Annotated in this window: 18 protein-coding genes; 7 read left to right on the top strand and 11 right to left on the bottom strand. The window is 37.3% G+C overall.

Annotation, left to right across the window (positions count from 1 at the left end):
• Positions 1-359: 359 nt before the first annotated feature.
• From VLZ86_RS08855 to VLZ86_RS08835, 5 genes are all read right to left on the bottom strand, one after another.
• Complete coding sequence (locus tag VLZ86_RS08855) at positions 360-1,013, bottom strand: 3-oxoacid CoA-transferase subunit B (RefSeq protein WP_325450445.1); 654 nt, start codon at positions 1,011-1,013, stop codon at positions 360-362.
• 101 nt (positions 1,014-1,114) lie between these two features.
• Positions 1,115-1,816, bottom strand: a complete 702-nt coding sequence (locus tag VLZ86_RS08850) for a CoA transferase subunit A (RefSeq protein ID WP_325450443.1) — start codon at positions 1,814-1,816, stop codon at positions 1,115-1,117.
• Between the two features lie 267 nt (positions 1,817-2,083).
• Positions 2,084-4,399: a penicillin-binding protein 1A gene (locus VLZ86_RS08845; protein WP_325450441.1), complete on the bottom strand. Its 2,316-nt coding sequence runs from the start codon at positions 4,397-4,399 to the stop codon at positions 2,084-2,086.
• 8 nt (positions 4,400-4,407) lie between these two features.
• The gene (locus VLZ86_RS08840) at positions 4,408-4,896 is read right to left on the bottom strand and encodes a gliding motility lipoprotein GldH (protein WP_325450439.1); all 489 of its coding nucleotides are present in this window, start codon (positions 4,894-4,896) and stop codon (positions 4,408-4,410) included.
• Entirely contained in the window at positions 4,886-6,157 is a 1,272-nt protein-coding gene (locus tag VLZ86_RS08835; protein ID WP_325450437.1) for a regulatory iron-sulfur-containing complex subunit RicT, read from the bottom strand. Before VLZ86_RS08835 ends, VLZ86_RS08840 begins: the two co-directional genes overlap by 11 nt.
• 321 nt (positions 6,158-6,478) lie before the next feature.
• Between VLZ86_RS08835 and VLZ86_RS08830 the strand changes: the two genes are divergently transcribed.
• Positions 6,479-7,900, top strand: coding sequence for a peptidoglycan DD-metalloendopeptidase family protein (locus tag VLZ86_RS08830; RefSeq protein ID WP_325450435.1), 1,422 nt, complete (start codon positions 6,479-6,481; stop codon positions 7,898-7,900).
• Positions 7,901-7,980: 80 nt separating this feature from the next.
• Here the strand turns inward: VLZ86_RS08830 and VLZ86_RS08825 are convergent, their stop codons facing one another.
• Positions 7,981-9,045, bottom strand: a complete 1,065-nt coding sequence (locus VLZ86_RS08825) for a rhodanese-related sulfurtransferase (RefSeq protein WP_325450433.1) — start codon at positions 9,043-9,045, stop codon at positions 7,981-7,983.
• Positions 9,046-9,613: 568 nt separating this feature from the next.
• Between VLZ86_RS08825 and recA the strand changes: the two genes are divergently transcribed.
• The 4 genes from recA (at position 9,614) to VLZ86_RS08805 (ending at position 13,283) form a co-directional block, all read left to right on the top strand.
• Positions 9,614-10,630 (top strand): recombinase RecA, encoded by a 1,017-nt coding sequence (recA, locus tag VLZ86_RS08820; protein WP_325450431.1) that lies wholly within the window; start codon positions 9,614-9,616, stop codon positions 10,628-10,630.
• Positions 10,631-10,771: 141 nt separating this feature from the next.
• Positions 10,772-11,188, top strand: coding sequence for a hypothetical protein (locus tag VLZ86_RS08815; RefSeq protein WP_325450429.1), 417 nt, complete (start codon positions 10,772-10,774; stop codon positions 11,186-11,188).
• Between the two features lie 22 nt (positions 11,189-11,210).
• A complete protein-coding gene (locus VLZ86_RS08810; protein WP_325450427.1) occupies positions 11,211-11,753 on the top strand; it encodes an RNA polymerase sigma factor in 543 nt (180 codons plus the stop codon).
• On the top strand, positions 11,754-13,283 hold the full coding sequence (locus VLZ86_RS08805; RefSeq protein WP_325450426.1) for a hypothetical protein: 1,530 nt from the start codon (positions 11,754-11,756) through the stop codon (positions 13,281-13,283).
• A gap of 71 nt (positions 13,284-13,354) precedes the next feature.
• On the opposite strand, the gene VLZ86_RS08800 is transcribed toward VLZ86_RS08805, so the two are convergent.
• Entirely contained in the window at positions 13,355-14,095 is a 741-nt protein-coding gene (locus VLZ86_RS08800; RefSeq protein WP_325450424.1) for a lysophospholipid acyltransferase family protein, read from the bottom strand.
• Positions 14,096-14,482: 387 nt separating this feature from the next.
• Between VLZ86_RS08800 and trpS the strand changes: the two genes are divergently transcribed.
• Entirely contained in the window at positions 14,483-15,451 is a 969-nt protein-coding gene (trpS, locus tag VLZ86_RS08795) for a tryptophan--tRNA ligase (protein ID WP_325450422.1), read from the top strand.
• Positions 15,452-15,932: 481 nt separating this feature from the next.
• On the opposite strand, the gene rpmA is transcribed toward trpS, so the two are convergent.
• From rpmA to VLZ86_RS08775, 4 genes are all read right to left on the bottom strand, one after another.
• Positions 15,933-16,193: a 50S ribosomal protein L27 gene (rpmA, locus tag VLZ86_RS08790; RefSeq protein ID WP_325450420.1), complete on the bottom strand. Its 261-nt coding sequence runs from the start codon at positions 16,191-16,193 to the stop codon at positions 15,933-15,935.
• Positions 16,194-16,241: 48 nt separating this feature from the next.
• A complete protein-coding gene (gene rplU, locus VLZ86_RS08785) occupies positions 16,242-17,003 on the bottom strand; it encodes a 50S ribosomal protein L21 (protein WP_325450418.1) in 762 nt (253 codons plus the stop codon).
• A 198-nt stretch (positions 17,004-17,201) separates the two neighbouring features.
• Entirely contained in the window at positions 17,202-18,341 is a 1,140-nt protein-coding gene (locus VLZ86_RS08780) for an ATP-binding cassette domain-containing protein (RefSeq protein WP_325450416.1), read from the bottom strand.
• A gap of 133 nt (positions 18,342-18,474) precedes the next feature.
• Positions 18,475-18,969, bottom strand: a complete 495-nt coding sequence (locus VLZ86_RS08775; RefSeq protein WP_325450414.1) for a DUF4199 domain-containing protein — start codon at positions 18,967-18,969, stop codon at positions 18,475-18,477.
• Positions 18,970-19,162: 193 nt separating this feature from the next.
• Between VLZ86_RS08775 and VLZ86_RS08770 the strand changes: the two genes are divergently transcribed.
• Positions 19,163-20,482 (top strand): pitrilysin family protein, encoded by a 1,320-nt coding sequence (locus VLZ86_RS08770; protein ID WP_325450412.1) that lies wholly within the window; start codon positions 19,163-19,165, stop codon positions 20,480-20,482.
• Positions 20,483-20,506: the final 24 nt, after the last annotated feature.

Raw genomic sequence — 20,506 nt, 5'->3', positions numbered from 1 at the left:
CAGACAATGTAGGTTTTGGTAGATTTGAAGCGGTATTCATAAGTCAAAATTTATGGTAGATTTGGGGCTAATCATAAGTTAGGTTATGGTAAATCTGGTTAAATAGTTTGTGTTAATTAGGTTTTGTAAATATGTAACTTTTTTTTAATAAATCAGTTTAAACACGTTATTATTCGATGAAATGCGCTATTATTTAACATTTAACACCTATTGTGAGGATTAATCCTACATATAGATAATTTATAGCCCTAGGATTATTATCGTTGTTTAAATAGAGAACAAAAAATAGCCACTAAGACACGAATATCATTTAGGAATGTATCCGTGTTATAGTGGCCAAAACATTTAATTGTAAATTTCTATATCACCATCTCAGGGATATCGCCTTCAACAATTAATTTCCCCTCAGTAGCCTTTATAATATCCTCTACTGATATTCCTGGAGCGCGCTCCAACAATTTAAATCCGTCTTCAGTAACTTCTAAAACCGCCAAATTGGTGACGATCTTTTTAACACAGGCTACTCCAGTAAGTGGCAAGCTGCATTTTTTTAATAATTTGGATTCCCCTTCCTTATTGGTATGCATCATGGCCACAATGATATTTTGAGCACTTGCAACTAAATCCATCGCTCCGCCCATGCCTTTCACCATTTTACCCGGGATTTTCCAATTGGCAATATCTCCTTCTTCAGAGACCTCCATAGCACCTAAGATGGTCAAATCCACATGTTGACCCCTGATCATGGAGAAGCTTAAGGACGAGTCAAAAAAGCTGGCTCCCGGCAATGTTGTTATAGTCTGTTTCCCAGCGTTTATCAAATCGGCATCCTCTTCCCCTTCATAAGGGAAGGGTCCCATGCCTAAAACGCCATTTTCACTTTGAAATTCAACTTCTATATCATCTCTGACATAATTGGCAACCAAAGTTGGAATGCCTATACCTAAGTTGACGTAATAGCCATCCTGGACTTCTTGTGCAATGCGTTTCGCAATTCCTATTTTGTCTAACATTTTTTTAAGTTTATAATTCTCGCGAAGGTGGGAATCTCATGAATTTATATCAGTTTTCCCTCACCCTTCAGATTGTGGTAACTAATGTTACCAAATACCTATTAGTTTCGTTGTCTCACTGTTAATTGTTCAATGCGCTTTTCATAATTTTCACCTTGAAAAATCCGCTGGATAAATATTCCTGGAATATGGATTTGGTTGGGATCCAAATTTCCAACAGGAACTAGTTCTTCAACCTCAGCAACGGTAATTTTGGCTGAACCACACATAGCGGGATTAAAGTTTCTTGCCGTCCCTTTAAAGATCAAGTTTCCCGCTGCATCACCCTTCCAAGCTTTAACGAAAGCAAAATCTGCTTCAAAAGCCTTTTCCAAGACATACATCTTTCCGTTAAATTCGCGGATTTCTTTACCCTCTGCCACTTCCGTACCATAACCTGCTGGCGTAAAGAAGGCAGGAAAGCCAGATTGCGCCGCTCTACAGCGCTCTACAAGTGTGCCTTGGGGAACTAGCTCCACATCCAATTCACCACTAAGCATCTGCCGTTCAAATTCATCGTTTTCGCCTACATAGGATGAAATCATCTTTTTGATCTGGCGCTTGTGCAATAACAAGCCCAACCCAAAATCATCCACTCCGGCATTATTGGAAATACAAGTGAGTTCTTTAACATCCATTTTAACCAAATTGTTAATGGCATTTTCAGGAATTCCACAAAGACCGAAACCACCTACCATAAGAGTCATGCCATCTTTGACTCCTTGCATGGCTTCCGTAACGTTAGCTACTTTTTTATTAATCATGAGTATTTTTTTAGGAGTTTTAAAATTACGAAATTAAATAGCCAATCTAAAATGATTTGAGCTTGCAGATATTGTGACTATTTTAAATGAGAACTATTTTCCATCGATTTATATCAGAAAACGGAAAGTGGACAAAAGGTTGCTAAGTAAAATCACGAGATTTTTGATATTCAAACATCAAAAGAAGTTAGAATATCAAAAAAACCATGGAAATCTTGGAAAAACCCTTTACTATAATGATGTAATAAACTCTATCTCAAAAAAGTTTTAAAAATCCAAGCGGTCATCAATACCATCACTATCGGATGATGCTTCGTTTCCTTTCTTACTGCAGTCTACATTTATAGAAAGATTTGCTGGACGTTCAAATTCGCCTATGGAAACTTCAAGATCTTTATCGGCGTAACATTTTTTCATGTAAAGTCCCCAAATGGGTAAGGCCATAGAGGCACCTTGTCCGTAGGCAATGCTTTTGAAATGTGTGGCACGTTCCTCACCTCCAACCCAAACACCAGTAACCAAATTAGGCACCATCCCCATAAACCATCCATCACTCTGATTTTGGGTGGTTCCGGTTTTACCAGCAATAGGGTTTGTAAACGCATATGGATAACCTGTTATGATTTCTTTATAAAGTTTATTGTCAACCGCCCAAGTGCCTCTTAATCGAGATCCCGAACCACCTTCAGTTACCCCTTGTAATAAATTGGTTGTCACATACGCTACTTCTTCACTGAGCACATCTTTTGTTTCTGGTGTAAATTGGTAGAGAATAGTACCATTTTTATCTTCAATACGCATCACCATTACTGGCTTGGTATAGACACCTTTATTGGCAAAGGTGGCGTAGGCGGCTACCATCTCATAAACGCTCAAATCTGGGGTTCCCAACGCAATGGCGGGAACTGGAGGAATTTCTGATTCAATCCCTAAGTTTCTTGCCATATCAATAACGGGCTGTGGACCCACTTTATCCATCAAACGTGCTGTAATGGTATTGATTGAGTTTGCCAAGGCACTCTTTAAGGTTCTAAAACCACCATATTTTCTGTCAGAATTGTCGGGGCTCCAAGGTAAAGGATTTCCAAATTTACCTGCTTCAATGGTTATTTTTGTATTTGGAAACGTATCACAAGGTGACAAGTGCAACTGGTCTATGGCCGTAGCATAAACAAACGGTTTGAAAGTAGAACCTACCTGACGTTTTCCTTGTTTTACATGATCATATTGAAAATGGCGATAATTTATGCCACCAACCCAAGCTTTTACATGGCCTGTTTGAGGCTCCATGGACATCATGCCCGCATGTAGGAACGATTTGTAATAACGCATGGAATCTGCAGGTTTCATAATGGTGTCGATTTCTCCTTTCCATGAAAAAACGGTCATTGGAGTGGGCTTATCGAAAGACGCTATAATTTCTTTTTCACTTCGTCCGTTAGCTTTCATTTTTCTCCAACGTTCAGATTGACGCATGCTTCTATTGAGCAAACTTGTGATTTCCTCTGGCTTTAAATCTAAAAATGGTGCTGTTTTGTTTCGTTCAGGGGTGTTTTGATGAAAAAATTCCGCTTGTAGCCTGGCCATATGCTCATGTACCGCATCTTCAGCATATTGCTGCATACGGGAATCAATAGTGGTATAGATTTTTAAACCGTCATCATACAGGCTATAAAGTCCTGTGCCATCCGGCTTTGGATTATTTTTGATCCAATCTTTCATAAACTCCGTTAGGTAAGCCCTAAAATAAGTAGCCAATCCTTCACGATGGGATTCCGGAGTGTACCGTAAACCCAAATCCAATTTCTTGAGAGAATCACTCACATGCTCGGTGATATAGTCGTATTTTTCGAGTTGGCTCAAAACCACGTTCCTCCTATTTCTAGTGCCTTCTGGATTACGCATTGGTCTTGGATTATAAAGTGCTGAATTCTTGAACATGCCCACCAACATCGCAGATTCCTTGACGTCTAAATTTTTCGTTTCTTTTCCAAAGTAAATTCTAGCAGCACTTCTAATACCATCAGCATTGTTACCAAAGCCATAGATATTGAAATACATCGCAATAATTTCTTCCTTGGTGTATTGACGCTCCAAACGGATAGCAATGACCCATTCCTTTATTTTTTGAGTCACCGTTTCGAGTTTGTTTTTAGATCTAACACCAACAAATAATTGTCTTGCCACCTGTTGTGAGATCGTACTTGCACCCCCTCTTTTTCCTAAGAAAAAGAATGCTCTCAAGGTCCCTCTTGCATCAATCCCAGAATGATCATGAAAGCGCACATCTTCCGTTGCAATCAATGCATCAACCAAATGCTTGGGCAATTCTGAATAATCTACCGGGGTACGGTTGTCATTATTATAAATTTTAGCCAGTAACTCCCCATCTGAAGAAATAATCTCTGTGGCCAAATTAGTGGAAGGGTTTTCTAAACGGGTATAATCAGGCATTTCACCAAAAACACCCCACGAAGCCAAGAAAAATATTAAAACAATGAGTAAGACGCCTCCTATAATGGTCATCCAAAACCATTTGATGTATTTGGAAAAATTTTGGGTTTCTGCTTTCTTTTTCGCCATAATCTAAATTAATTCGTTGCGGGTTCAATCCGGAATCCCACATCTGTAATACCTTCTAAGTTATCAACGCCATTAACCTCCCCATTATTACGCATGGCGTGCTGAATGGTGATTTTATACGCTCCAACCTCATCAAATTTAACGCCTTCCCTATACCATAATTTATTCTCCTTAACATCTGTAAAACCTTCTCCCATAAGCGTTCCATCAGGCTCTGCCATCTGGTATTCTAAAGTGTCCTTAATGGTTTTGCCGTGTGGAAAATTGATTTCAGAGATCAAAAATAAATTACTGAATTTATAATCATTAGTAGTTCTAATGTTGATAAAGAGATTATAAATATTTGTAGAATCTGGAGGCGTCACCGTAAATGAAATCAAGCTATCCTTGTTCCATTGGTTGGGCACTGATTTATATTCGTCAAAAATTTGATTGGAATCACAACTGAACACCAAAAGTACCGTTGTTAAAAGTATCCAAGAAAATTTATTTGGCATCGTTGGAATTGGGTTTATTCGGGTTTGGTTTTCTTCTTTTCTTTTGACCTGTTTTTTGCGGCAGTTTTTGTGATTTTTGCTGAGGCTTCTTATCTTCAGCATCTTGTTTTTGTGTCTCTGGCCTTCTCGTTTTGCTTTTGGTGTTTCGGCGTTTACTCTTACGTTTTGGCGTATCAAACCGTGTTAAACTATCTTGGCCCACCACATTTTCAAAATCAGATTTCACATCTTCAATCAATTCTGATGCATAATCTTCAAGGCTTGTTACTTTTTCTTTTTTCTTGTTTAATGCGATAATTTCATTGGCCTGATCTGTTGTTAATTTGTGCCAATTCATCCATTCGCCTTCATAGGCATACCACATGAATCCTCTAAAAATATCCGTTTTTTGGCAAACTGCAGTCCCTTTTTCAGTGTAGAGTTTAGTATCCGTTTTCGGGAAGTCTTTTAGTGCATCCAAATAGGCGTCCAGCTCATAGTTAAGGCAACATTTCAATTTACCACATTGACCCGCCAATTTTAATGGATTAAGAGATAATTGCTGATAGCGTGCCGCCGATGTGCTCACAGACCTAAAGTCCGTCAACCACGTAGAACAGCACAACTCACGACCACAAGACCCAATACCACCAAGGCGTGCAGCTTCTTGTCGGAACCCTACTTGTTTCATTTCTATTCGGGTACGGAATTCTTTGGCAAACAATTTAATCAATTCCCTAAAATCAACGCGTTCTTCTGCCGTGTAATAAAAAGTAGCTTTACTGGCATCTCCTTGGTATTCAATGTCAGAGATCTTCATTTGCAACTTTAGGTCAATGGCAAATTGCCGCGCTTTGACCTTCATGGGCTCTTCCTTATCACGTGCCTCAGACCAGACGTCAATATCGCGTTGGGATGCTTTCCGGTAGATCTTTAAAACGTTCTCTTCGTCATCAAGTTTAACGTGTTTACGTTTCATTTGAATTCTCACCAGTTCCCCCGTAAGGGTGACCATGCCAATATCATGACCTGATTGTGCCTGTGTAGCTACAATATCGCCAATGCTTAGCGTTAAATTTTCTGTGTTTTTATAATATTCTTTACGTCCATTTTTAAAACGTACTTCGACTCCTATAAAAGGCTCTTCCCCTTGCGGAAGAGACATGTTGGCCAACCAATCAAAAACAGTTAATTTATTGCAGCTATCTGTGCCACAGGTACCATTGTTCTTGCATCCTTTTGGTTGTCCACCCTTTCCGGTTGAGCAACTGTTACAACTCATGTTATGTTATATATATAATTCGTTTAATAACGAATGAGGATTAATAAATTAGGTCTTTGAACACATTAAATTCTTAATGTCGTGAGCGTACAAAGCCATCTTATTTTAAAACGTAAAGATAAGATTATTTATTTCAGTTATATAATTGAAAAATCATGTTACTGATCCAAAATGAATAAAAAATTATAATAAGCTTTATAGCAATAGATTACAGTTTATTTTATACATTTATAAACCCCTTAAATAAATTTTAGACAATTTTTATGCTCACATTTTAATATTTCCTGTAGGTCGTCTTATTAACCATTAATCCCTTACCTTATGAAAAGCAATTCTACGTTACTTATTTTATCTTGTTTTTTCTTATGTTCAATTGGTGCGTTTTCTCAGGATATTTCGTCTACTGTTACAGGAGGTGAGTATAAGTTTAATGAAAATAATACCCAATGTTTGACAGATGAACAACGGAAAGAAGTGCTCAATGACATTAGATCAAATATCTCCCTATTAAGATCTCAAAACAGATTGATTCACAACGAGACCCAAAAACGCGCTCCTACAATTTTGCTTAGTTGGCCAGTAAAAATGAAAGATGGCGCCCCATACAATGAAGTTTGGGCCATTTCCAATTATGTCGATCAAAATCCTGAGTACCCCAACAAGGTTCTTGATTATAACTGCGGAACGCGAACTTATGACACCAAGGCTGGTTATAATCATATGGGCGTGGATATCTATACTTGGCCATTTAGTTGGAAAATGATGGATAATGATGAGGCAGAGATTGTAGCGGCTGCTCCAGGTCAGATTATCGATATAGGCCGAAACCAATCTGATAGAAGTTGTGTGTCTAACAGCAATCTTTGGAATGCCGTTTATATACAACATGCCGATGGGAGTGTGGCGCTTTATGGCCATATGAAAAAAGGGTCTCCAACATCAAAGAATGTTGGAGATACCGTAGAACGCGGTGAATATCTCGGGATTGTGGGAAGTTCTGGAAATTCAACCGGACCGCACTTGCATTTTGAAGTTTATTCAGAAATTAAATGGAACGGCGTAGGGCAAGATGTCCTAATAGATCCTTATGCTGGAGAGTGCAATAGCATGAATAATGATTCTTGGTGGGAGGAACAAAAGCCTTATGTCAATCCAAATATCAACGCTGTTTTGACCCATTCAGCACCGCCTGTGTTTCCTGATTGTCCAGGTCAGGAAAATACGTTTGAAAAGAATGTATTTGAACCTGGTGAGAGGGTTCATCTCGCTGTTTATTTAAGAGATCAGCTTGCAGGTTCAAAAATTAACCTCAAAGTTTTAAGGCCAAATGGAACTCTATACACTAATTGGGATTTTGACTTGACCAGCAGTTACCGGAGCTCTTATTGGTATTGGATTATAGATATGCCATCCCTGTCTGGCGAATGGACTTGGCGAGCTACCTATCAAGGCCAAGTGGTGGATCATAAATTTACAGTGGGCACCTTGAGTGTGAAAGACACTGAGTTTGATGCTATCTCCATCCATCCCAATCCTTTTAATGACGTCGTTTACATTCAATCCAACAGCTTCGTCAAAAAAGCATCCGTGGTTGATATTCTGGGAAAAACAATGATGATCAAAACGAATGGCGCAGAAACCATTAAAGAAATCAATCTTAAATCTTTATCAAAGGGTTTGTACTTTTTAAGATTGGAAGGGGTCAACAAGGAGCAAAAGACCATCAAATTAATTAAAGAATAATAGGCTTATCCTATAGGGTTCAATTAAGAATGTCTATTACTTCTCGACTGAACCCCAACGGAAACACATACTGTAAAGGCTTACTTTTTTAGAATCTCAAAAATATTCCTTAAGTCCTGTTTGTATGGTAAATGGTCTGCTCGTCCTTTTTTAAAGATATCATTACTATTCCCTTGCCCCTTACGTAGTTTTTTTTGCTCCTCATAAGGTAAATGATGGACTTCCATACAGGTTGTTGAGCAACAGTTATCCATTTTTTCTTTGCAAGCGTCACATTGTATAAAAAGTAAATGACAGGCGTCATTGGCACAATTGGTATGCAAATCGGCAGGGCTTCCACATTGGTGACAATGTGCGATCACATCATCAGAAATGCGTTCTGAACGGCGCTGATCAAACACGAAATTCTTACCAATAAATTTATTTTCTAGGCCTTTTTCATTGACTTGTCTCACATAGTTGATGATGCCACCATCTAACTGATACACATTCTTAAAGCCTTTATGTTTGTAATAAGCACTCGCTTTTTCACAACGGATACCGCCAGTACAGTACATTACCAAGTTCTTATCTTCTTTATGGTCTTTCAAATCCTCTTCAATAATATCCAAAGACTCCCTAAATGTATCCACATCTGGAGTAAGCGCATTCTTAAAATGACCAATTTCACTTTCATAATGGTTTCTCATGTCCACCAAAATTGTATTTTCGTCTTCAATAAGCTCATTGAATTGTTCCGCATTAACATGAACCCCAATGTCGGTCACATCAAAAGTGGCATCATTTAATCCGTCGGCCACAATCTTATCACGCACTTTGACTTTTAATTTTAAAAACGCAAAATTATCATGTTCAATGGCAATATTGAGTCGCACGTTTTCTAAGAACGAAATACTATCTAAATGGGCTTTAAAAGCTCCAAAATTATCTGCTGGAATTGACAATTGGGCGTTGATGCCTTCATGTGCCACATAGATTCGACCCAAAACATCAAGGTCGTTCCAAGTTAAAAACAAATGATTTCTAAAAGTTTCTGGATTGCCAATTTTGGCGTAGGCGTAGAAAGAGATAGTCAAGCGGTCTTTTCCCGCTTGAGCAATGAGTTCAGCTCTTTCTTTAGCGCTTAAGTTATTGTACAGTTGCATGCTATACTAATTTTTTAAGGTTAAAGTTGGGCAAAGATAGGAAAAAAAGTTTTCAGTGGGCAGTATTTCAGTCGGCAGTGGTTGTGGGTGAGTTTAAAAAGTAAGTCGCTTTGTATATTTGTACATTTGATGAACGTTGTGGCTCTTGCGAAAATTGATGGCACATCTGTCATCAAACTCTTATCATCCAATATAAAAAAAGCACTAAAGATGTTATCTCAAGTGCTTTTTCGAGGACTAACTCGTTCATACTCTTTTAAATTTCCATTTATAAAATAAGTACTGTGCTAGCCTCCATCGGCTTTACAATTGCCGTTCAAAAAGAGGGCAATTGAAACGCCTAATGCGCTGTTAAAAACAATTTTCCTAAAACACTTCATCTGTTACATTTAAAGGTTATTAAAAGTCAGATAAAAGTTGCCACTTGTAAAAAGGACCCATTTCATAGCAAGATTTCCCAATCTTATAATGTAGATGCGCAAACAATAAAAAGGTTGCGTGATAAAGATTTTTAAGATGAAAAAAAGTCGTATTTTAGCTTCAATAAAAATTAGAAAAAGAACAACAAATGAGTAGTGAAAAAGAAGCAAAATTAAAAGCACTGAAATTAACTTTAGACAAGTTGGACAAAGCTTATGGCAAAGGGGCCGTAATGATGATGAGTGACCAATCTGTAGTAGAGGTTGAAGCGATTTCTTCAGGCTCCCTGGGTCTGGATATCGCATTAGGTGTTGGTGGGTATCCACGTGGTAGGGTCATTGAAATATATGGACCAGAATCATCAGGTAAAACAACCTTGACCTTACATGCCATTGCAGAAGCTCAAAAAAGTGGTGGGATTGCAGCATTTATTGATGCAGAACACGCTTTTGACAGAACCTATGCCGAAAAATTGGGCGTGGATTTAGAAAACTTGATCATCTCGCAACCCGATAATGGCGAACAGGCGTTAGAAATTGCCGATAATTTGATTCGCTCTGGTGCCATCGATATTGTCGTGATAGATTCCGTTGCGGCCTTGACTCCAAAAAGTGAAATTGAAGGTGAAATGGGCGACTCAAAAATGGGCCTACATGCACGATTGATGTCCCAAGCCTTAAGAAAATTAACAGGTTCCATCAGCAAAACCAATTGCACCGTTATTTTCATTAACCAATTGCGTGAAAAAATTGGAGTGATGTTTGGCAATCCTGAAACTACCACTGGAGGTAACGCTTTAAAATTCTATGCTTCCGTGAGATTGGATATCAGACGTTCTACACAGATTAAGGAAACTGATGGGAATGTCATTGGTAATAAAACTCGTGTAAAAGTGGTGAAAAATAAAGTAGCGCCACCATTTAAATTGGCGGAGTTTGATATTATGTATGGTGAAGGAATTTCTAAAGTTGGTGAGATTTTGGATATTGCCGTTGAAAATGAAATCATAAAGAAGAGCGGTTCATGGTTCAGCTACGGAGAAACAAAATTAGGTCAAGGGAGAGATGCCGTTAAGTCCTTAATAAAAGACAATCCAGAACTGAGTGATGAATTAGAAGCCAAGGTTAGAGTAATCGCCAAAGCAGCCACTTCTAGTGACGACTAAAAAAGATCATTTTGTGCTGTCATGAAGCGTAAACTATAAAAATCCCTCAAAAAGGGATTTTTTTTATTTTATGACGCAACCTTTAAGATTAAAACGCATCTACATAATGAAAAAGAAAAATATACCCTAATTCCATTTTTTATGAAAAAATTTGTTTTTTTATGTGTCGTGCTGTTGTCATTGGCATCTTGTAGTATTGATGATTCAAATGATTTCTATAATGAAATCCTTCCCGTAGAAAGTGTTGTCATGCCAGAAGAATTTGTACTTGGTGAAGTCTACCCTATTACAGTTAAATACATTCGTCCTGCTGGATGCTATGTTTTTTTTGATTTTTATTACACTCGCGAATTGAACCAACGCACTGTTGCTGTTGTCAATTCCGTATATCCGAATCAAAATTGTGGGCTTTCTGAAGAAGCAGAAGTGGAAGCTACATTCAACTTTAAAGTGACCAGCAATGGCACTTATATCTTTAAGTTTTGGCAAGGAAAGGATGATAGCGGAACGGATTTATATTATATTGTAGAAGTGCCAGTTGTGGACCCGGAAGCATAGACGAATCACTAATACTATAACTGTGAGTTTAGAACAACTCATTATCAATTGTAAAAAAAACGATGCTAAAGCTCAAAGCCAGATATACAAGCTCTTTTCGGGTAAATTGTTTTCGCTTTGCCTTAAGTATTCAAAAAACTATGCAGAGGCACAAGATAATCTGCAGGACTCTTTTGTGACCATTTTTAAAAAGATTGATCAGTTTAGTCATAAAGGCTCTTTGGAAGGCTGGATGAAACGTATAACCATTAACACAGCGCTTCAGCGTTACAGAAGTGTAGGAGTTTTTAATATTGTCAATGAAGATCAAATAGAAGATGTTGCCATTGAAATTGATGAAGATGAAATCAGTCTTGATTTTCTATTAGGCATCATTCAAGAATTGCCCGATAGGTACAGATTGGTATTTAACCTTTACGTTTTAGATGATTATTCGCACCAGGAAATAGCTGATATGTTGGATATTTCAACAGGAACTTCAAAATCAAATCTCTCCAGGGCGCGACTGATTTTAAAAGAAAAAATCGAACAGTATAAAATGCAAGACCATTTGCAAAGTTTATAAATGAATGATAAAAAACATATAGATCGCCTTTTTCAGGAGAAATTCAAAAATTTTGAAGCTACTCCAGATGATGCTGTGTGGGAGAATATCCACAATGCACTTCATAAGGACAAGCGCAAACGTCGTGTGGTTCCTTTATGGTGGCTTGCAGCCGGCGTTGCTGCCGTTTTAGTTTTGCTACTTACGGTTGGTGATAGTTTCAATCGTGGTGACGAATTTAATATTCCAGAAACCCAAACTGTCGGTACTGAAAATGCGCGTTCATCTAAATCAACTAACAATATTGCTGTTGATCAAAATAAAAAGGATTCAGGCGATATAGATAGCAGCACTTCTAATGGCCTAGTAAATACTGAACAACCTGAAATCACAGAGGATGGCCCGAAAAATGATGTTAATAAAAAGTCAGATAACGATAAAACAGCAACACAACTCGTGCAATTGAATTCCCGTAACAACAAAGTCAATCCATCGGATGCTCAAAACACGATAATTAATTCTGAAAAGAAGAAGGCGTCTGGTTCAATTATCAAAAAAGAAGCCGTTGCTAAAAACACCCCAAACCTACCTGAGCTTGATCGCAATCAAAAAACTACAGAACCAGATTCTGTTGGTAATAAGACCATTCTTGAAATTGAGAAAGATCAAACCCAAATTGCCAAGGTTACAGATCAGAACATATCAAAAGAAACTGAAACGCTTAAAGAAAATAAGGATATCCTCGCTTTAGACAAAGAGGAAGAAAGTATTGAAGAGGCTATTGCCAAAGCCAATTCGACAAATGAAAAAGAAAAAGAAGAGCAACCAAACAGATGGAACATTACCCCAAATGTGGCACCTGTTTATTTTAACAGTTTAGGAAAAGGCTCTACTATTTCCAATCAATTTGTAAATAATAGCAAAAGCGGCGAAGTCAATATGAGCTATGGCATCAATGGTAGTTATGCTATCAATGAGAAGATAAAAATTAGAGCCGGAGTCAACAAGGTGGCTTTAGGCTATAGCACGGATGGGGTTATGGCATTTAATGATATCAATAGTGCTAGTGGCAATACACGCAATAAAGACTTGCAGAACATCAATTTCACAAGCCAAAGAAAAGCAGATGCCTACATGAGTACGTCCAACATCAATTCAGAATCGGCGCCACAGTTTATGGTCTCGAACGTTAACGGTGCCCTAGAACAGCAATTTGGATATATTGAAGTGCCTTTAGAAGTTGAATATAGCATTATAGACAGCAAATTTGGAATGAACGTCATTGGAGGATTTAGCACGCTTTTCCTTAATAACAATGAAGTTTATACTGTTTTAAACAATGAAAGATCACTCTTGGGCGAAGCAAATAACATCAATAGTACGAGTTATAGTGCCAATTTTGGATTAGGGTTTAATTATAACATATCACATACACTTAAACTAAATCTTGAGCCAATGTTCAAGTATCAATTAAACACATTTACCAATACTGCCGGTGATTTTAGACCATATTTTATTGGTGTTTATACAGGGTTTAGATTTAAATTTTAGATTTTTAGTTAGGTAGTTTTTGCAAATCCGCAATGACGAAGAAAAGCTGCTCAATGCCAAGAGCAGCTTTTTTAGTGTTTATGACAAACCAATAATTGCTCCAGAATTATGGTTCTCGCCTGCTCATTTAAAGCTTTTGCATCCTTTGAAGTGAGACCTTCAGTACTTAAAAACTTATGGACCTTAACACGCATCTTACCCGGTCCACCGCTAAAAAACACATAAGAAAAACGCTCTTTATTATCTATAAAAGTCATCGGGACAATGGGAATTTGATGCTTAATGGCCAATCTAAAAGCACCATCCTTAAAATCGTCTAAAATAATGTTTTCATCCGGCACTCCTCCTTCGGGAAAAATACAGATGCTCAACCCCTGTCTCAAGCGTTTTTGAGCTCTCAAAAAAACGGCTCTACGGCTTTTTTCAGAACTTCTATCCACCAAAATACAGGTACGTTTATAGAAAAACCCAAAAAGAGGAATCTTTGCCAATTCGGCCTTTCCTACAAATACAAAAGGATTTTTGGCACTCACCAACATCAACATTATATCAGCCATAGAGGTGTGATTGGCAATAAACATGTAGCTTTCTTTTGAATCTAAAGGTTGATCTTTTTTAACACTCCATCTAAAGCCCATACCTATTAAGATAATTTTAGCCCATAAACGCGCCAATTTAAAGAAATAGGGATACCAGGTTTCCTTTAAAATTGAGAGAACTAAAATTGGAAACAATAACAGAATTGGCACGGTTACTAAAATGTAAAACCAAATGCGGTAGAGGATCCAAAACGGGTATTTTAAGATGTTCATCGCCTCAAAACTAAGTAATTTAATCGAGCTATCTTTTTAAAAATTTCATCTGAATCTGCATATGATATTGACCAAAGAGAGATTAACTACGTAGGACCTATGAGTTCCTGCCGGCGAAGGAATTGGTCTTAAAATTTTCATCTGTTCAAAAGTGATTAATTTAATTGAGCAATTGTTTAAAAAAATTTAATAATCTTCCCAGAATATAAGATCGAGTAAAATGAGATTAACTACGTTGAACCTAAAGGTTTTTTGCCTTCGAAAGAATTGGGTTCAAAATACTCATCGGCTTAAAACTAGCCAATTTAATTGAGCTATTGTTCGAAAAAAATTACCTTTGTGGTTCGTTGAACAATTAAAAAGATTCCGCTTTCGCGGGAAGTAAACATGGCAAGAATACTCACAGGAATACAAAGTACAGGCACACCACATTTAGGAAACATTTTAGGCGCAATCATGCCAGCCATCAACATGGCGAATGACGCTAAAAACAATTCGTTTCTATTTATTGCAGACATGCATTCCTTAACCCAAATCAAGGATTCTGAAACCCTGCGTCACAACACCCATAGCGTTGCTGCGACGTGGTTGGCTTTCGGTTTAGATATTGAAAAAGTGGTGTTTTATCGTCAAAGCGATATCCCTCAAACTACAGAGCTTTCCTGGTATTTGAGCTGCTTCTTTCCGTATCAACGCTTGATGCTGGCCCACAGTTTTAAGGATAAAGCTGACCGACTTGAAGATGTGAATGCAGGCTTGTTTACTTATCCCATGTTGATGGCTGCCGATATTCTATTGTATGATGCCGAAATTATCCCAGTAGGAAAGGATCAATTGCAGCATATTGAAATGACCCGAGATGTCGCTTCCCGTTTTCATGCTAAAATGGGTGAAACTTTTGTGATGCCAGAAGGTAAAATTCAAGATAACACCATGCTTGTTCCAGGAACCGATGGTAGCAAAATGAGCAAAAGTAATAACAATTACATCAACATATTTTTACCAGAAAAACAGCTGCGTAAACAAATTATGTCCATTGAAACGGATAGCACGCCCTTAGAAGATCCAAAAAACTGGAGCAACTGCAATTGTTTTACAATTTATAGCTTATTGGCTTCTGATGAGGAAACCCAGACAATGAAGCAAAACTATGAGCAAGGAAATTATGGCTATGGACATGCAAAACAGGCGTTATATGAATTGATCCTTTCAAAATTTGAAACTCCACGTGAGCGCTATCATTATTATATGAACCATTTGGAGGAAATAGATAAAGTTCTTGCGGTTGGGGCAGAAAAAGCGAGAGTAGTGGCAGACGAGGTGTTGGGACGGGTGCGAACAAAGCTTGGCTATTAAGCCTGCCAGAGATCTCGTTAACGTTCAAAAGCATCAGCCGGAAGAGCCAGCACGCTTAAATTTGGACTACATAAAAGTTGTAGAGTCATTAAAAATGGACGAACTTTAATTTATTTCTAAACCCGCTTCAACGGCTATATAATTGTTCTAAGAAATTTAATAATCTGTATAGCTATTTCAGGACGGGTTAAGAAAGGGTCCAATCCATAGATACTCCATGGATAGTGTATGGATAGTATATTGATGATTTATGGAATGGATAAATCCAAAACGAGTTAAAGAAAAGAAATTGTTCTGTACAGTGTAAGAAGGATAGGATAGAAAGGTTACACCTTGTCATAACCTATTTTAATAACTTTGATATGACACAACTGTTAGACTTGAGCGTTTAAAATAGTCAAACAGATAACAAAGATCTAGAACCAAAAAACCCTTTCTGTTTCCAGAAAGGGTTTTTTGGTATTAAAAGAATCTGTAAAGATTAAACCTCAAACGGTTCAATTGATACATAAGACCTATTGTCTTTTTTCTTTGTGAATTTCACTAGACCATCAACTTGTGCATGCAAAGTGTGATCTTTTCCGCCATACACGTTTTCACCTGGGTGATGTGTATAGCCTCTTTGTCTTACGATGATATTTCCAGCAACAGCAGCTTGACCACCAAAAATCTTCACACCAAGGCGTTTCGATTCTGAGTCTCTACCGTTTTTCGAACTACCAACTCCTTTTTTATGAGCCATTGTCTTAAGGTTTTAAATATTTGCCTTTTTGGCAAACAGGTTATTATATTATTTTTTGTCTTTCAACAAAGCTTTAGCTTGTTTTACCCACTCTTCAGTTTCGATTTTCTCACGAGTGATACCATCGATAGCTGAAAGTTCTTCTCTATCAGCAGCTTTCAATTTGCTGATTTGCTCAAACGTATAAATACCTAATTCGTTAAGCTTCTCTTCGTAAACAGGACCGATTCCGTTGATCAATTTTAGATCATCAGCATCTGCCTTTAAAGCAGTTCCAATACTGTTAAGTACTTTTTCAATGTTGATTTCAACGTTCGCATCTTCCGCTCTGTGCTCTGCACGAGTTATAAGATTCTCACTTACTTCAACTTCTTTTTTAGCAGGTTTCTTAGGTTCTACTTTCTTTGCCTCTTTAACTGGCGCAGCTTTTTCAGCTTTTGCTGGCTTTTCTGCCTTAGCAGGTTTAGCCTTTACAGTTTTGTCGGCTTTAGTAGCTCCTGAAGCAACAATGCTCTCAATAATGATTTCAGTAAGAGCTTGACGGTGTCCGTTTTTTACACGGTAACCTTTACGTCTTTTCTTCTTGAAAACGATAACTTTATCACCTTTAAGGTGACTTAAGACTTTTGCTCCTACTTGAGCTCCGTCTATAGCTGGGGCGCCTAAAGTAAATTTATCACCATCACCAATCAAAAGAACATTATCGAAAGACACCGTCTTTCCTTCTTCTGTTGCTAAACGGTGAACAAACACTTTCTGGTCTTTTTCAACTTTGAATTGTTGCCCTGCTATCTCTACAATTGCGTACATAGCGTAACGTTTAAATTAGTTAATTTTTATTCTAAAATGGGTGCAAATATACAGCTAAATAATTAAACTACAAACGTTTTTTAACGTCAGAACGGAATATTTGAGATAATAATCGAGATAGGCGGTTCTATTTAATTTTTCTGAACCTTAAAATACAAGTTACATAAAAATTAAATCTCCCCAAAAGCGCAATTAAAATTACCTTTTACGTTGTCCAATTGAGCCGTTCTCAGTTGGAATCAATTCAAAGATATGGGAGGGTACCAATGATTTCTCAATAGTATGGGAGACAAAAATAATGGTGATTTGAGTATTTTCAACCAAGGTGTTTATCAAGTGCGAAACCAACATCGTATTTTCCGGATCAAGACCTTCAAATGGTTCATCCAAAATTAATAAGGGTGGTTGTTTGATTAATGCCCTAACAATTAACACCAGTCGCTGTTGCCCTAAGGGAAGTCTGTTGAAATAAGTGTTTTTTAAATGCTTCATTTCAATAATATCAAGCCATTGTAAGGCTTTTTGTTGTTGCATCCCACTCGGTTTTGCATATAATCCAATAGAATCGAAAAACCCCGATAGAACCATCTGCTCCACCGTATGATTTCTTTTAAATAATTCAGTTAGATTAGTAGAAAAATAACCGATTTTCTTTTTGATATCCCAGATGCTTTCTCCACTTCCTTTCTTTCGGTCGAAAATAGTGATAGCCTCTCCAAAGGCCTTAGGATTGTCGCCAGTAATTAAAGACAGTAGTGTACTTTTTCCTGAGCCATTAGGTCCAATGAGTTGCCAAAATTCCCCTTGCTTAACTTTCCAGCAAATATTTTTGACAATGGGCTGCTCCTCATAGTTTACTGAAACATTATGGAATTTTATCAGGGTTTCATAACGTTCCTTAAAAGATACCAAAGAACTCGGGAAATCAAATTTATGATTAGAAGCATTAGGTTGGATGGTTGTTTTTATCTCTGAAAGAACAAAAGAATTTTCAGTCACATTATATTTATTCTTTATAAATGGTAATAAACTTTCTTCTTGATGGGCTAGTTGTAGTATGGACAGGGAATGCGACAATTCCAAAAGCTGTTTGTACAGCGCCGTTCTTGAAGTCTGATCTAGATGGTCAAAAGGATTGTCAAAAATAATATAATCTGGATTTTGGGCCAAACAGTATTCTAAAAACAGCTTTCGTCGTTCTCCCGAAGAAAAGGTGTGCAAGGGTCTGTTTTCTGAATTTGGTATTTCAATAGACTGATGTTTGTGTTCCTTTTCAATTAATTCGGTTATTGCCAAATCGGAAAACAATACACCTTTGTTATCATTAAAAACGCTCAAATCATCCGTACATTTATTAGATAAAACGTGATGTATAAAAGCTCTTTTATTGACTGAATTGGATAGGACAATGCCGTAATAAAGAGGACTCCGATTTAGTATGTTGATTGACGTATGGAAATTATAAAAGAATTTAATTTTTTGTTTTGTTTTTGGGTTTATTTTCGCTGAAGTGTTCCTGTTGGCCAAGATGCTGGCTTTTCTTAAAGATTTGCATCCAGGTCAATGTCAACACAGCTGTTGATGCCAGCCCTTCCATTAGAATAATAAGAATTAAAATCCCTCCACCGCGCTCGGTATTGTCAAACCAGCTTTTTAAAATGGTTTCAGGAAATCCTTTATCAAGATGGAACATATAGACGGCCATAAAAACAATAAAGCATCCGGTGGCAATAAACCCAGTAAGCAAGCCCGTTTTAAAACCATCTACATAAGTAAAATCAGCATTGAACTTATATTTGTAATACTTGATGGCGAAGTAAATGCCTGCAGCCATAAAGAGACCATTCGCCAAACGCAACCACGGTTTATCATGCAAATTAAACAATCTCAAAATCAAGAAATAAGCAATTAAGCTACCGGCAATAAACAACCCATATTTTAAGGCTACTGATAAAGATCTGTTCATAAAATGATAATTTAAGATTTTTTAGAATCTTAAAATTCGACAAAATTTCAGTAGTAAAATAATTTTTTAGCCTTAATTTTTCTCGTAATTACCTAATTCCTACAATCATTGCTTATTTTTGTGTGGATTTGTAACAAACGTTAACATAAAGTTACTTATAGTAAACGATAACTAATTTTTTAAAAACAACACAATGAAAAAACACTTATTCTCTTTAACCGCTTTGCTGCTTTTTGGCACTCTTGCCAGCGCTCAACAGGTTGAATTTGAAGAGTTTGATTTAGACAATGGCCTACACGTCATTCTTCATCAAGACAATTCAGCTCCCGTAGTAATTACCTCTGTCATGTATGATGTTGGAGGGAAAGATTATGAACCTGGTCGGACCGGCTTTGCCCACTTTTTTGAACACTTATTGTTTGAAGGCACCAAAAATATTGGTCGGGGTGAGTGGTTTACTATTGTCTCTTCAAATGGAGGATCAAACAATGCCAATACGTCCCAGGATAGAACGTACTATTATGAGGTTTTCCCTTCTAATAATTTAGAACTTGGTTTATGGATGGAATCTGAGCGTTTAATGCATCCAATTATTAACCAAATTGGTGTGGATACTCAAAATGAAGTGGTAAAGGAAGAAAAAAGATTGCGTTTTGACAATGCACCTTACGGAGGATTCTTAGCGGCAATTAGCGAGAATCTATTCAACGTACATCCTTATAAAGAAAAGTTGATTGGTGAAATGGAAGACTTGGATGCTGCTACTTTAGAAGAATTCAACGCTTATTTCAAAAAATACTATGTTCCTAATAATGCAGTTTTAGTAGTTGCTGGGGATATTGATGTCGCTAAAACCAAAAAAATGGTGAAGGATTATTTTGGTCCAATCCCAAGAGGTGCTGAAGTGGTAAGGAACTTCCCTAAAGAGACGCCAATCACTGAAACGATAAAAGCAAATTATTACGATAACAACATTCAAATTCCAGCCGTTATTGCTGCATACCGCACACCAGGTTTTAAGGAGCGCGAATCTTATGTATTGGATATGATTTCAACATATTTAAGTGGTGGTAAAAGCTCTGTACTTTACAAAAAAATGGTAGATGAAAAGAAAATGGCACTTCAGGCGCAGGCCATCAACGTAGGCCAAATGGATTACAGCGTATTTGCAATTTTAGCATTGCCTTTAGGCGATGTGCCATTGGACAGTTTGTTGGCTGAAATGGATGAGGAAATCGTTAAACTCCAAAATGAATTGATTTCTGAAAGAGATTACCAGAAACTTAAAAATCAGTTTGAAAACCAATACGTCAACTCCAATTCAAGCGTTTCAGGGATTGCTGAGAATTTGGCAACCAACTACCTTTTAAAAGGTGATGTAAACCTTATCAATAATGAAATTGACATCTATCGTTCTGTTACTAGAGAAGAAATTAGAGATGTTGCCAAAAAATACTTGAGTTCAAACCAACGTCTTGAGCTTGACTATCTTCCAAAAAAAGATAACCAATAATTAAAATTTAAAAACAAACATTGT

This window comes from Gelidibacter sp. (genome assembly GCF_035515035.1).
GTDB lineage: Bacteria > Bacteroidota > Bacteroidia > Flavobacteriales > Flavobacteriaceae > Gelidibacter.
The sequence above is the reverse complement of the archived record's forward strand: the minus strand, read 5'-3'. Positions and strand labels throughout refer to the sequence as shown.